This is a genomic window from Thiomicrorhabdus sp., from assembly GCF_963662555.1.
In the GTDB taxonomy this organism is placed as follows: Bacteria; Pseudomonadota; Gammaproteobacteria; order Thiomicrospirales; family Thiomicrospiraceae; genus Thiomicrorhabdus.
Window position 1 is genome coordinate 1,250,891 of record NZ_OY759719.1, and the last position, 14,199, is coordinate 1,265,089.

Here is a 14,199-nt window from a genome sequence, read left to right on the forward strand (position 1 = left end):
GTCACACCTTGTTACTAAGTGAGTATAAAAACCTTGTTTAATATTAGGCGAAGTATCCAAATTGCTTTTCTTGTTTTGGCACTGTTTTTACTAGGCCTGGTAGGTTGGTTATCCACTCAAAAAGATTCCCCTTTTTATCAGCCAATCGAAAATTATGAGTTGGTTTCGCCACTGCAACAAGTGACTCAAAATGAAATTTCATCTGCAGTCAAACCATATTTGGGTAGCTCTTTTTGGGATATTCCTTTAAATAAAATTCAAGCCGATCTTACGCATTTAGATTGGGTAAAATCTGCACAAGTTAAACGCAAATGGCCTAATTTACTTTATATTTCAATTAAAGAACAAGTGCCTGTAGCTCGCTGGGGTGAAGCTGGCCTGGTAAATCGTTCTGGAGAGGTTTTTTTCCCAAAATCTATTGAGGGTTTTAAAAATTTAGTTCAATTAGACGGGGCCTTAGATCAATCTGAACAGGTGTTACGTCATTTTATTAGTTTACAAAGCCAGTTCTCAAATTTAGATTTAACAATTAAATCGCTCAGTTTATCGTCCGATAACGTCTGGCATATTGGGTTTTTAAATGGGCCTAGCGTGATTTTGGATTCTTTAAATTATGAGCATAAATTACAACGTTTTTTAAAAGCCTATCCCAAGCTGGATTTGGCAATGAGAAAATCAGCACGAATCTACGATTTACGCTATAGTAATGGTTTTATTATTGCCAAGAAATAAATCGTAATTTTACTTGGTTCAAAATCAAAATTTGACAGTGTGTAAAGAAAAGGTAAAGCATAGCATGGCGCGAAAACAACACTCCTCAAATACCGTAGTGGGTTTGGATATTGGTACTTCAAAGATTGCTGCAATTATCGGAAAAATTAAACCCGATGGTGAAATAGAAATCGTAGGAATGGGAACCCACCCTTCAAGAGGACTAAAAAAAGGTGTTGTAGTCAATATTGATTCTACCGTTGAATCAATCCAGCGAGCGATTGATGAAGCTGAAAGAATGTCTGGTTTTGAAGTTGAATCGGTTTATGTTGGTATTGCTGGTAGCCATATAAAAAGTTTCAATTCAAACGGTATGGTGGCTATTCGTAACCAAGACGTTCAGCCTGATGATATAGAACGCGTTATGGATGCGGCACAAACTATCGCCATACCAGGTGATCAGCGTGTTTTACATATTTTATCTCAAGAATATATTATTGATAACCAAGGTGGAATCCGTGAACCAATTGGTATGTCAGGTGTGCGTTTAGAAGCTAAAGTACATATGGTTACCGGGTCAGTCAGTGCTGCACAGAATATTACCAAGTGTGTTGAACGTTGTAATTTAGGTGTGGCAGACATTATTCTTGAGCAGTTAGCGTCAAGTGAAGCAGTGTTATCTGAAGATGAAAAAGAATTGGGTGTTTGCCTGGTGGATATTGGTGGTGGTACTACCGATATCGCGGTCTTTCATAATGGGGCGATTCGTCATACTGCGGTTATATCCGTAGCGGGTGATCAAGTGACTAATGATATTGCTGTTGCTTTACGTACCCCTACACAAGCGGCTGAAGAAATTAAACGTAAATACGCTTGTGCTTTGCCGCAGTTAATTGATAAAGATGAAGAAATTGAAGTAGCAAGTGTAGGCGATCGTCCTGCACGTTGTTTATCACGTCGTACCTTGGTAGAAGTTATTGAACCTCGTTACGAAGAATTATTTCAGCTGATTCAAGCCGAGCTTCGCAGTGCTGGTTTTGAAGATGTACTGGCAGCAGGTATTGTTTTAACCGGCGGCAGCTCTCTAGTTGAAGGTGCGGTTGAGTTAGCTGAAGAAGTGTTCCATATGCCGGTTAGATTAGGTTATCCACAAGGTGTTCAAGGGTTAAAAGATGAAGTCAATAGCCCATCTTACGCGACAACCGTTGGGTTACTTATGCATGCCCGTGATCATTTGGGTGGGGCGATTCCTGAAATCAGCGAACGTAGCGGTTTTGCAGACGCTAGCTCTATTTTTGAACGTATGAAAACATGGTTCAGTAAAAGTTTTTAGGCTTATTGTCTTCGGTATATAAGTAAATTTAGGGCTGATTGAAGCCTAATGATATATGTTAAAATGCTTTGTATTGCCTATTTTTATAAAAAAACAAGCGTTACTAATAGACAAAGTCAATAAAACATATAAATACAATTTTAAAGAATGAGTTCCCCTTGAATCAAAGAACCCTTGCCAACAAAATCAAAGCCAAAGGCATTGGCTTACATACTGGTCATGAATCTGTTATGACTTTAAGACCTGCACCTGTAAATACGGGTATTGTGTTTAGACGTGTTGACTGTCTTCCAGTCGTTGAGTTTAGAGTGTCGCCTGAGATTGTGGGTGAGACCATGTTATGCACGACTGTTGTAACTCCGTTAGGTGATAAAAAACTTAAGATTGCAACTATTGAGCATTTGATGTCTGCTTTAGCGGGCGTTGGGATTGATAATGTCTATATTGATATTACCTCTGACGAAGTGCCAATTATGGATGGTAGTTCATCCCACTTCATCTTTTTATTGCAGTCAGCAGGTATTGAAATTCAAGACGTACCAAAGAAATTTGTAAAAATCCTAAAGCCTGTACGTGTTGAGAATGATAAAGGCGGTTCTGCAGAATTTAAGCCTTATGAAGGTTACAGATTAAATTTCTCAATAGATTTTGAACACCCGGCATTTCAAGAGACAGCTGAAAAAATGACCTTAGAATTTTCTTCAACGGCCTATTTTAAAGAAGTGAGTCGTGCAAGAACGTTTGGTTTTATGAAAGATATGGAAACCTTAAGAGCGCGTAACCTTGGTTTGGGTGCAAGTTTAAAAAATGCCATTGGTCTAGATGAACAAGGTGTTATGAACATTGAAGGGCTTAGAGACAAAGACGAATTTGTACGCCATAAAATTTTGGATGCGGTTGGTGATTTATATATGCTTGGACACCCAATTATTGGTGAGTTCACCGCCCATAAATCAGGACATGCATTAAACAATCAATTGTTAAGAGCTTTGTTAGAACAACCAGATGCTTATGAACTTGTTGAATATCCTGATGGTGGCGAAAAACCACCTGTGAGATACGGTAGTAGTAAAGTTGTTGCTTAAATTTAAATAAGTTTATTACATCAAGTTTGAGATAACTCTTCAAAAACGCCTTTAATTACGGGCGTTTTTTTTTGCCCGTAAACTTAGAGATTTTAGGGCTTTGCTTAAACCTTGAGATTTTACATTTTTACTCATCTCAAGCATTTGTTCAGCATCCTCATTGCTTGGTGGAGTGATGATTTTTTTGGTACGTACTGGTTCTGGAGACTGTGGTAGGACATGAACTTTAACAGTTCGTAACTCAAGGTGAGGGAAGTGCTCCTGATATATACCAAGAAGGTTTGGTTCATAAAAACGCAATTGAGTCGCCCAGATACTCTCATCCAATTGCAATAACAAGGTATTTTTTTCAAAACTTACACCAATCAAATGTGGTTGTAAATCTAACGGTAAGCTGTCTTGTCCTACCTCAAGCAATGCCTGGAAAAGCTGTGCATCTGCCAGTAAGTTTTTTAGTGCGCCTTGTGCCTGATTTAAGAGTGGTTTCATACTGTTGCTGTTTGGTTTTATGTTAGAATAATTGCTCATTTTACCGTATTCGGATTATGTATAATTTGAATAATCTTACTCGCAGGTAAAATGAGATAGAATCCAATAGCAGATTCATCCATTTGACAATTTTTGTCATCATATTGTTAGCACTATTTTTAACTGGAATGTACATTTAAATGGCCTTAAATATCTTTACAAAACTCTTTGGTAGTCGAAACGAACGTATGCTTAAACAGTATCGCAAAGCGACTCAAACCATCAACGCATTGGAAGCAGAGTACGAAGCGTTATCTGATGAAGAGCTAAAACATAAAACTGAAGAGTTTAAGCAATTACTTGCTGATGGAAAAAGTTTAGATGACATTCTTCCTCAAGCTTTTGCCGTAGTTCGTGAAGCTGGTAAACGCGTGTTTGGCATGCGTCACTACGATGTACAAATGATAGGCGGTATGGCACTGCATGATGGTCGTATTTCTGAAATGCGTACTGGTGAAGGTAAAACCCTTGTAGCGACATTACCTGTTTATTTAAATGCATTAAAAGGTGAAGGTGTTCACGTTATTACCGTGAATGATTATCTTGCACAACGTGATGCTGAGCAAATGGGTCAGTTATATTCATTTTTAGGTTTGAGCACGGGTGTTATTTTAAGTGGTCAGTCGCAACAAGAAAAACAAGCGGCTTATGGTAAAGATATTACTTACGGAACCAACAATGAGTTTGGCTTTGATTATTTACGTGACAATATGGCCATTTTTTCTGCCGAAAAAGTTATGCGTGGCCAGCACTATGCGGTAATCGATGAGGTTGACTCAATTCTAATTGATGAAGCTCGTACGCCTTTAATTATCTCAGGGCCTTCTGAAGATAAATCCCATCTTTATACGGCTATTAATCCATTGGTTGCCCACCTTGAACAGGGCCAAGAAGATTTAGAAACAAAAACATCAACTGGTGATTTTACGATTGATGAAAAGGCCAAACAAATCTATTTAACCGATGAAGGGCACGCTAAAGTAGAAGCGATGATGGCTGAGCAAGGTTTGCTTGAAGAAGGTGATAGTCTCTATGATGCTGCTCACATTGGTTTAATGATTCACGTTAATGCGGCTTTAAGAGCGAACTTATTATTTGAAAAAAACCGCGATTATATTGTTGAAAACGGCGAAGTCGTTATTATCGACGAATTTACTGGGCGTAAGATGGAAGGACGTCGTTGGAGTGAAGGTTTACACCAAGCCGTAGAGGCGAAAGAAGGTGTTAAAATTCAACAAGAGAGTCAAACTTTTGCGTCAATTACCTTCCAAAATTATTTCCGTCAGTATGAGAAATTATCAGGTATGACGGGTACGGCAGATACTGAAGCGGGTGAGTTTTTATCAACTTATAATTTAGAAGTTGTGGTGATTCCACCAAATAAAACGCCAACTCGTAATGATTTACCAGATCTTGTTTTCTTGGATATGGAAGGTAAGTTTAATGCCATAGTCAAAGATATTGAAGAAACTCATAAAGCTAAACAACCAGTTTTAGTAGGTACTGCATCTATTGAAATGTCTGAGCTGCTCTCTCGTTTCTTAACTCAGCAAAATATTCCTCATAACGTTTTAAATGCAAAACAGCACGAAAAAGAAGCCTCTATTATTGCTAATGCTGGGCAGCCAGGAGCAGTTACCATTGCAACAAATATGGCTGGGCGTGGTACTGATATAGTGTTAGGTGGTAATCTAGAACTTGAGCTTTCTGAGCTAAAAAATCCAACTGAACAACAAATTGAACAAGTAAAAGAGGCTTGGAAAAAGAGACATGAACAAGTCTTAAATTCTGGTGGTTTAAAGGTTATTGGTTCTGAACGTCATGAGTCACGTCGTATTGATAACCAGTTACGTGGGCGTTCAGGTCGTCAAGGAGATGTAGGTTCAACCCGTTTTTACCTTTCTTTAGATGACGATTTAATGCGACGTTTTGCTTCTGAAAAAGTCAAATCGATGATGAAGCGATTAGGTATGAAATCGGAAGAAGCGATTGAGCACAAGATGGTCAGTAAATCGATTGAGAGAGCTCAAAAACAAGTAGAACGTATGCACCAAGATGAGCGTGCAAATCTACTTAAATTTGATGATATCTCTAACCAACAGCGAAAAGTGGTTTATCAACAACGAAATGAGTTAATGGAAGCGGATGATGTTTCTGATGTGGTTGATAGTCTTCGTGAACAGATTGTTGAGCAGATTGTTGGTACCTACATTCCTAAAGGTTCAATTGAAGAGCAATGGGATGTTCAAGGACTTGAGAAGGCATTGGCAGAAGAGCTTGGTGCAGATTTTTCAATTCAAGAGTGGTTAGATAACGATAAAAATCTATATGAAGAGAAATTAGTCGAGCGTGTTATTGCTGAGTTGGCAGAGTTGTATCAAGCTAAAATGAATGTAGTTGATCCTGAGACACGTCATCATTTTGAAAAAGAAGTTTTATTAAGAACAATTGATAGACAGTGGCGTGAACATCTGTCTGAGATGGATTACCTACGCCGTGGTATTCATTTACGTGGTTATGCACAAAAAGACCCTTTTCAAGAGTATCGTCGTGAATCCTCTGAAATGTTCCAAAACTTCTTACAAGAAGTCACCTTTGAGACGGTTAAAGTACTGTCTTTAGTACAGATTGAGGGCACTCAAGATGTTGCTGATTTTGATGAGCAAACTGAGAAAGAACGTCCACACGATTTAGATGCAAGGCATCCAGAGGCAGAGAGTATTTCTGATGATAAGTTAGAAATTGATATTGAAGAGGAAACTACTTTTAGACGTGAAGCTCCAAAAGTAGGGCGTAATGACCCATGTCCTTGTGGATCAGGTAAAAAATATAAACAATGTTGTGGAAAATTAAGTTAATCCGCAGTATTCTAAATTGTATTGTTAGGATTTAATAAATTGCATTAAAAGAATTTAATTAAATCCTTTTGATTAGCTCACTTAAATTCAGTGTTATAAGTTAAGTGATATAAGCATAAAAAAGCCCACCGTAAGGTGGGTTTTGTTTTTCCCCATTATCTATTGAAGATAATTGTGGTGTTAAGGAATTGTTATGAATACAGATACTCAAGAATTACATCCTATTGCAGGCGTGTATTTAGGTTCTTGTGAAGCAAAAATAAAAAAGAACGGCAAAACAGATTTAGTTATTTTGGAATTAGCTGAGGGATCGATTACCGCAGCTACTTTTACTCAAAATGCGTTTTGTGCAGCCCCTGTTACCCTAGCTAAAAATAATTTAAAAAATGCACAGCCGCGAGCATTATTAATCAATAGTGGTAATGCTAATGCTGGAACCGGTGAACAAGGCATGGCTGATGCTCAGCAGACTTGCGCTTGGGTTGCTCAAGAGCTTGGTTGCGAAAAGAATCAAGTATTGCCTTTTTCTACAGGTGTGATTGGTGAGAATCTACCATTAGACAAGTTTCAAAGAGGGATTCCATTAGCCTTATCAAACCTATCTATTTCTGGTTGGGAAGACGCTCGAAAAGGGATTATGACTACGGACTTGGTTCCTAAATCGGTTAGTAGAGTAGTTGACATAGATGGATGTTCAGTAACAATTACAGGCATCTCCAAAGGTTCAGGAATGATTCACCCTAATATGGCGACTATGTTAGGTTTTGTAGCAACAGATGCCAAAATTAACCAGGCTTGTTTGCAGAAATGTTTAAGTGATGCCGTGAACTTATCATTTAACAGAATTACAGTTGATGGTGATACTTCTACCAATGATGCTTGTACCTTAACGGCAACACAACAAGCCGATATGCCTGAAATCAATTCTACAGATTCATTGGCTTATAAAGCTTTTGCTAATGAAATTAATGATGTGATGACTGAGTTAGCTCAGATGATTGTTCGTGATGGAGAAGGGGCAACTAAGTTTGTAAGTGTTATTGTTGAGAGCGGTGCATCACAAGAAGAGTGTTTGAAGGTTGCTCATGCTGTGGCGTTATCGCCTTTAGTAAAAACGGCATTATTTGCTTCAGATCCAAACTGGGGGCGTATTTTAGCCGCAGTAGGTAGGGCTGGTGTTGATTCTTTGGATGTGAATGCCCTTAAAATTTATTTAGGTGATGTTTGTATTGTTGAAAATGGTGGTAGAGCAGCAAGTTACACTGAAGAAGCAGGCCAAGCGGTAATGAATCAAACGGATATTGATATTGTGATTCAGCTAAATCGTGGTGAAGCTAAAGAAACGGTTTGGACAACTGATTTTTCATACGACTATGTAAAAATTAATGCTGAGTATCGTTCATGATTTATAGCTAATCAGAACTTAAATTATTAAGTTTCTGGTGGATATTAATCAAAAAAGCCCCGAATTAGATTATCTAATTCGGGGCTTTTTTATTGTTGGCCATGATTAGTTATAATTAGCCATGATTCACCAGGTTGTTGCTAGTCATTTAACTAAGCAACGATGTCACTTAACGCCTTACATAATGCTTGGTTTTCTTTGTTGTTACCAATAGTAACACGCAGGTATTGATCTATACGTGGTTTGTTAAAGTAACGAACAATAATCGATTTATCACGTAACTTAGCAGCAATATCTTCAGCAGAAAAATCTTTATGTGTAGCAAAGATAAAATTGGCTTTTGATGGAATGACATCAAAACCGAGTTTTTCTAGGTGAGAAACCAACTCCAGACGAGTTCCTATAATTGCTTTACAGGTTTGTTGAAAAGTCGTTTCATCGTCAAAAGAAGCCACAGCTCCGTATATTGCCAAACGGTCTAAAGGGTAAGAGTTAAAGCTATTTTTAACTCGTTCAAGACCTTCAATAAGATCTGGATGACCAATAGCAAACCCAACGCGCAAACCTGCTAAAGAACGAGATTTTGATAAGGTCTGTGTGACTAATAGATTCGGATATTGGTTCACTAGAGTAATCGCACTTTGCCCACCAAAATCAATGTAAGCTTCATCAATGACCACAACTTGATTCGGGTGTGATTTGACTAAGCTTTCTATCTTTTCTAGTTCTAAAAGGCGGCCTGTTGGTGCGTTAGGATTAGGGAAGATAATCGCTCCACATTCTTGGTGATAGTCATTGATATCAATTGCAAAGTCATCAGTTAGTGGAATTTGTTGATAATCAATTCCATATAAACCACAGTAAACAGGATAAAAACTGTACGTAATATCAGGAAAAAGCAAGGGTTTATCGTGTTTAAGCAGAGCTTGGAAGGCATGAGCTAATACTTCATCTGAACCATTACCTACAAAAACCTGATTTGCTTGCAGGTTATGATAGTCTGCAATACGCTGTTTTAAGACATCAGCGTTAGGATCAGGATAAAGTTTAAGTTTGTCATCAGCAACCTCTTTGATCACCTTTAAAACACTATCAGAAGGCGGATAAGGGTTTTCATTGGTATTGAGCTTTATTAAATTACTCACCTTAGGTTGTTCACCAGGAACATAGGGGGTTAAGGTGTGAACTAACGAACTCCAAAATTGACTCATGGGATAGACTCTTAAAATTAAAAACAGATAAAGGTTAATTGGGTAATTTTCTATGGCTTATTTTACCTTAAACTTACCAGGCCTGGTAAATTAGGCTTAAACAAAACTTGAATACAACAGCTAATTATATGTGAGATTCTTTTTAAGAAAACTTAACTTGTAGTTATATCCCGCATAGAATGTTTTGTTTAAAGTCATACATTATCAACCCATTATTTAAAAACAGACAAAGGTAATATTTTGGACTCTTATATTGATATTGCGGTAGGCGTTCTTAAAAATCAAAACTCTTTCTGCTTAAGCTTAAGGCAAAAACATCAGTCGCATGCTGATCATTGGGAATTTCCTGGCGGTAAGGTTGAAAAGCAAGAAAGTATAGAGGATGCCTTAATAAGAGAATTTAAAGAAGAGCTTGCGGTAGAAACCTCTGGCTGGAACAAACTAATTGAGATTCCATGGCATTATGAAAAGGTATCTGTGCGATTACATGTCTATCAAACAGAGCAATATACTAATGAACCAATGGGAAATGAAGGGCAGATTGTTAAGTGGTTTACCCTTGAAGAACTTAAAGATTTAATTTTTCCAGAAGCGAATAGAGGCATTATTATGGCACTTGAATTAGCAGATAGGTATATGATTTCAGGTTCGTTCACTGATGCTGAAAATGCTCTGAATAAGTTTTCGAGAGCTCTAGATAATGGCATAAGTTTCTGTCAATTGAGAGCAAAAGGTTTAACAAACCAAGAGTTTGCTGAACTTGCAAATCCTGCTATTGACTTATGTCATCAATATGGAGCTAAACTTCTTTTAAATGGAAGGGTTTCATTACTTGAACAGTTTGAAAGTGCAGATGGAATTCAACTGGCTTCAAATGAAATTTATCAGTTTGATAAACGTCCTATTTCCAAAGATAAGTTATTGGGTGTTTCTACCCACACTGATGAAGATATTGCTCAGGCACTAAAAATAGAGGCCGACTTTATTTTACTTTCACCAGTTAAAGAAACCACTTCCCATCCTGATCTACCCGGAATTGGTTGGGATGTTTTTGCCCAAAAGGTAAAAGAAATCCCTATTCCTGTTTTTGCTTTAGGTGGAATGAAGGCTGATGATGTTTTAGTGGCAAAACAGCACGGTGGGCAAGGCATTGCGGCAATTTCTGGTTTCTGGCCAAGTTGATTTTTAAATGGGAGATTTAGATTAAGACTAAAGTTCTTAGCCGTAACATATAAACCTTAACTTTTTCAGTTGTTCTCTAAGAGTTTAGTTTTACACGTAGTTGATTCGTTAGATGCTCTATTGTTTTGCTGTTATCTATAACAAAATCGGCGTGCTCTAGACGTTGTTCACGGCTGGCTTGTTGAGCAATAATTTTTATAATTAAATCTCTATTATTGCCATCTCTCTGCATGGCACGTTCTATTTGTTGTTCAACAGAACAGTCAACAACCCAAACTTCATCTAAGTAACCAGGCCTGGTGAAATGCTTTTCAATGCTTTCAATTAAAAGCGGAATAGCCACCACAATAAAGCGAGGATTATTGGATCTATATTTAGCTATCTGTTTTAAAGTTTCTTCTTTAATAAGAGGGTGAAGTATTGATTCGAGAGTTTTTTTAGCACTTTTGTCATTAAAAATCAGTTCTCTAAGATAGGCTCTATTCAGTGTTTTATCTTGGTTAAGGCAGGCTTCTCCAAAGTGACTAACAACCTGTTGTAGACCATCAGAGCCAGGCTCTACAACTTGGCGAGCGATGATGTCTGTATCGATAATGGGTATGCCTTGTTGTGCTAATAGATTGGTAACCGTGCTTTTACCAGAACCTATTCCACCTGTAAGGCCAATTACGGTTGTCATTACATTACTCATTTGTGATTTATACAGATAAAAGTGTAAAAGGTTTACGTGTTTACTGTTTGTTTATATTGAGCCTGGCTCGAAGGTTTGCCTATGAGATAACCCTGAACATGTGTTGCACCCGCTGAAATCACTTTTTGGAGTAATTCATCGTCTTCAATGCCTTCCATTACCAAGTCATAGCCTGCATTTATAATCATTTCAGCAGTCGTTTTAATAATGTTTTGGGTTTTAGTGTCTGTACCCAATAAGGCACGGGTCATAGTCATGTCAAACTTAATAATATCTACCGGCATATGAGCTAAATATCGAATTGATGAATAGCCACTACCAAAGTCATCAAGTGCAATTAAAAATCCATCAGAACGTAAATTGTTTAGTACAACTTGAGCGTACTCCATATGATCTATAAGACTATTTTCTGTGATTTCTAAAACGATTTTATAATCTTCTAAAAACGGTTTAAGAGATTTGAATAATTCGGGAAAGCTTGGCTGTAATAATGTTTTACCTGAAATATTAATTGCCAGCCCTGTACCTTTGGGTATGTCGCCTTCTTTTAAAGCTCTGTTAATTTGTTGAATAACTTGATGGTCTAGTTCAAACTCTAATCTACGACGATCCACAACTGAAAAGATATCATTTGGATAGATGAGTTCATCACCTTGTTTAATACGAATTAAAGATTCGTAATAGATTGAGTTATCTGCTAAAGATTTAATAGGCTGGTAATTCATTTGTATATTGACGCCACTATGTATGGCTTCAACTACGGTATTGATAATACTACTTGTCACTAAGGACATAGATTCCTTATCAAAACTGCTGTGGTAGCATTGAATTTTTTCTTTTAGAGATTGTTTAGCTTTATACATGGCTATGTCAGCTTGTTTTGGAAGCTGGAATATGTCATTACTCATATCCTGTAGCGTGCTACTAACACCAACACTAAAGTTTAAATGCTCTTTAATTCCAATACTGGTAAAAGGAGCTTCTTCAATAGCAAGTAAACAACGTTGGGCAATTGAAACAGTTTCTTCCGGTGTTTTGTTTTGTAATAAAACAGCAAATTCATCACCACCAATTCGATACACAGGGCAATCTAGAGGCAAGCTTTGCTGTATTGTTATGGCAGATAACTTAATAACCTGATCGCCTACTTCATGTCCATAGGTGTCATTTAATGCTTTGAAAAAATCACAATCAAACAACATGAAAGTCGTTGGTACCGGATTGTGAATGTAATCTTCTATGGCTTCTTGCCAGGCTTCATCAAAGGCTCTACGGTTGTAGATGTTAGTTAAAACATCTCTACGGGCTTGTTCCCAAACAGCCTGGTTTTGTTTATCTAGCTCTTTATGTGCTTTTTGTAAATTATAGTGATAATCGTGGATTGTCTTTTTAAACTCTTCAAACTCTTTCAAAATAAAAGTTTTATTTGGCATTGGATGAATTTTTTGAGGATTATTTTTGAGCTGCTGTAAATAGTTAGAAATAATTCTTAATGGTTTAAGAATAGTGACATTAAATAAAATGGTCACTAATAAAGCGATAATCACCATTAAGAAACTAAGTTCTATAATAAAATCTTGGATTAACTGCCATAAATAGTCATTTACAGGGTTTGAGGTAGGTTTATATGAAAGAACATTCTGTATTTCATCAAATGAATGTTCACCATTACCCATAAAATTAATTGAGGCTTTATCAATTCTATAAAAGGTATTTTGAGTTAGCAAAAGAGTATTGAAGTCAACCGATATCCCTATATAGCCCAACACCTTGTTAGTTTCTCTACGAGTTACTTTATGAAAAACATTCAAGTGAATTTTTGACTGTTTATCAAAAACCAGTGTTGGTTCAAAGCTATTTATTTTATTAGGTAGTAATGACGTTAGGCTTTCTTCGGGGGACGATGGCATTAATAAAGTTTTATCAGGTTTATACAGTTCTAAAGCATCATAGTATTGCTTAAAATAACTACTTTCTTTTAAACGTTCGTCATGCCAAAAAAAATAGTAACTTGGGTCGTTGAACTGCTGGTGTACCTCATCCCAGTCAGCCATTTTAGTGGCTTCTTTCTCTACGATTGTTAGTGAGTGATGAACTGCATTTTCAATCTCTTTTTGAGCTTCTAGTAATGATTGATTGTGAACTGTTTTTTTTATGTTTTCACCTTCGTCATAGAGGGTTAAATCTACCAATATCAGTGCAAACACAGAAATAAAGAGTGAAAGTAAAAAATAAAAACGAATTGATTGGACTAGATATTTAGGCAGGTTCAAGGAGCATCGCCTGTATTTATTGAATTATTTTGACTAATTTGAACAATAAGATCTTGTAAGTCAAATTCATGTTCACTAGAGAAGAAGTGATTTGCCCCCTTAACTTCTATTAAATGAGTGCCAGTCGCTTTTAATTCATCTAACCAATTCAAGCCCACACTTTGATAACGTTTATCCGCACTACCCATAATGGTATAGCTTGGGATTTTTAGATTTTTTAGACTGTCTAAAATGTATTGTCTATCTAACTTCATATACGATAGAAAACTTTGCGGGGTAGCTGAGTAGTTATTTCTACAGAATAAAAAGTTATATTTATGTGGCTGGTTTTGATTTTTTTGGATTAAACCTTTAGCGTAGACAATCTCATGTTCAAGCGTACCCAATTCTTTACCATTAAAATAAAATAAACTGGTAAAAATTGTTTTAGAAATATATTTTGAAGGTTTGGTATTGAGATATTCTATCAATTCTTGACTACCACTAGAATGACCGATCAGAACAATGTTTTTATGTCCTTTACTTACAAGCCAGTTAACCCATGATTCTATTTCCTCGACGTCAGATTCAAGGGTATGGGTATGGATTGAATTACATTTTATAGAGCTTTTTCTTCTATTGATACCCAATGTTAAGGTCGGGGCAAGCGTGGTATAACCTTCACTTTCTAAAGCTTTAGACATTGCAACAACTGTATGAAATTTGTTTGTTGTTAAAAAGCCATGAATAATAAGAACGGCGGGTTTTTTTGGGTCACCATCAAAATAATTGGCTTCTGCAATGATGTTTGAGTGAGGGATTTTATGCGATACCGTTTCCGCGTGACTTTGAAATGAAAGTAACAGTAAAAGAGTAATATTGAATAATCGTATTAATATCAAGTTTACCTTTTTTTCACTATTCATAATTTTCAGCTTTGATT

Annotated in this window: 11 protein-coding genes; 6 read left to right on the forward strand and 5 right to left on the reverse strand. The window is 36.8% G+C overall.

All coding sequences use genetic code 11. The annotated features are described in order from the left end of the window. Positions 1 to 33 precede the first annotated feature (33 nt). From ACORJQ_RS05365 to lpxC, 3 genes are all read left to right on the forward strand, one after another. Entirely contained in the window at positions 34 to 732 is a 699-nt protein-coding gene (locus ACORJQ_RS05365) for a cell division protein FtsQ/DivIB (protein ID WP_321326668.1), read from the forward strand. Between the two features lie 64 nt (positions 733 to 796). Then, complete coding sequence (ftsA, locus tag ACORJQ_RS05370; protein ID WP_321326671.1) at positions 797 to 2,044, forward strand: cell division protein FtsA; 1,248 nt, start codon at positions 797 to 799, stop codon at positions 2,042 to 2,044. A 158-nt stretch (positions 2,045 to 2,202) separates the two neighbouring features. After that, positions 2,203 to 3,129 (forward strand): UDP-3-O-acyl-N-acetylglucosamine deacetylase, encoded by a 927-nt coding sequence (gene lpxC, locus ACORJQ_RS05375; RefSeq protein ID WP_321326672.1) that lies wholly within the window; start codon positions 2,203 to 2,205, stop codon positions 3,127 to 3,129. Between the two features lie 51 nt (positions 3,130 to 3,180). Here lpxC and ACORJQ_RS05380 read toward each other — a convergent pair whose 3' ends face one another. After that, positions 3,181 to 3,618, reverse strand: coding sequence for a DciA family protein (locus tag ACORJQ_RS05380; protein ID WP_321326674.1), 438 nt, complete (start codon positions 3,616 to 3,618; stop codon positions 3,181 to 3,183). A gap of 179 nt (positions 3,619 to 3,797) precedes the next feature. Here ACORJQ_RS05380 and secA point away from each other — a divergent pair, with 179 nt between their 5' ends. Continuing rightward, a complete protein-coding gene (secA, locus tag ACORJQ_RS05385; protein WP_321326676.1) occupies positions 3,798 to 6,515 on the forward strand; it encodes a preprotein translocase subunit SecA in 2,718 nt (905 codons plus the stop codon). A 193-nt stretch (positions 6,516 to 6,708) separates the two neighbouring features. Next, positions 6,709 to 7,920 (forward strand): bifunctional glutamate N-acetyltransferase/amino-acid acetyltransferase ArgJ, encoded by a 1,212-nt coding sequence (argJ, locus tag ACORJQ_RS05390; RefSeq protein WP_321326678.1) that lies wholly within the window; start codon positions 6,709 to 6,711, stop codon positions 7,918 to 7,920. Between the two features lie 152 nt (positions 7,921 to 8,072). Here the strand turns inward: argJ and hisC are convergent, their stop codons facing one another. Further along, a complete protein-coding gene (gene hisC, locus ACORJQ_RS05395) occupies positions 8,073 to 9,131 on the reverse strand; it encodes a histidinol-phosphate transaminase (RefSeq protein ID WP_321326680.1) in 1,059 nt (352 codons plus the stop codon). Between the two features lie 240 nt (positions 9,132 to 9,371). Between hisC and ACORJQ_RS05400 the strand changes: the two genes are divergently transcribed. Beyond that, positions 9,372 to 10,313, forward strand: a complete 942-nt coding sequence (locus ACORJQ_RS05400) for a Nudix family hydrolase (protein ID WP_321326682.1) — start codon at positions 9,372 to 9,374, stop codon at positions 10,311 to 10,313. A gap of 76 nt (positions 10,314 to 10,389) precedes the next feature. Here the strand turns inward: ACORJQ_RS05400 and coaE are convergent, their stop codons facing one another. Genes coaE through ACORJQ_RS05415 form a run of 3 tightly spaced genes read right to left on the reverse strand, consistent with a single transcriptional unit; the run spans position 10,390 to position 14,182 of the window. Beyond that, positions 10,390 to 10,992, reverse strand: a complete 603-nt coding sequence (gene coaE, locus ACORJQ_RS05405) for a dephospho-CoA kinase (protein WP_321326683.1) — start codon at positions 10,990 to 10,992, stop codon at positions 10,390 to 10,392. A gap of 44 nt (positions 10,993 to 11,036) precedes the next feature. Further along, positions 11,037 to 13,277: an EAL domain-containing protein gene (locus tag ACORJQ_RS05410; RefSeq protein ID WP_321326685.1), complete on the reverse strand. Its 2,241-nt coding sequence runs from the start codon at positions 13,275 to 13,277 to the stop codon at positions 11,037 to 11,039. Beyond that, a complete protein-coding gene (locus ACORJQ_RS05415) occupies positions 13,274 to 14,182 on the reverse strand; it encodes a DUF1749 domain-containing protein (RefSeq protein ID WP_321326687.1) in 909 nt (302 codons plus the stop codon). The genes ACORJQ_RS05410 and ACORJQ_RS05415 overlap by 4 nt, the downstream gene beginning before the upstream one ends. Between the last annotated feature and the right edge of the window lie 17 nt (positions 14,183 to 14,199).

Excerpts from the sequence above, each read along its gene's own strand:
- ACORJQ_RS05380 (WP_321326674.1), bottom strand. The coding sequence starts at position 3,618 with ATGAAACCACTCTTAAATCAGGCACAAGGCGCACTAAAAAACTTACTG.
- hisC (WP_321326680.1), bottom strand. The coding sequence starts at position 9,131 with ATGAGTCAATTTTGGAGTTCGTTAGTTCACACCTTAACCCCCTATGTT.
- coaE (WP_321326683.1), bottom strand. The coding sequence starts at position 10,992 with ATGACAACCGTAATTGGCCTTACAGGTGGAATAGGTTCTGGTAAAAGC.
- argJ (WP_321326678.1), top strand. The coding sequence starts at position 6,709 with ATGAATACAGATACTCAAGAATTACATCCTATTGCAGGCGTGTATTTA.
- secA (WP_321326676.1), top strand. The coding sequence starts at position 3,798 with ATGGCCTTAAATATCTTTACAAAACTCTTTGGTAGTCGAAACGAACGT.
- ftsA (WP_321326671.1), top strand. The coding sequence starts at position 797 with ATGGCGCGAAAACAACACTCCTCAAATACCGTAGTGGGTTTGGATATT.
- ACORJQ_RS05415 (WP_321326687.1), bottom strand. The coding sequence starts at position 14,182 with ATGAATAGTGAAAAAAAGGTAAACTTGATATTAATACGATTATTCAAT.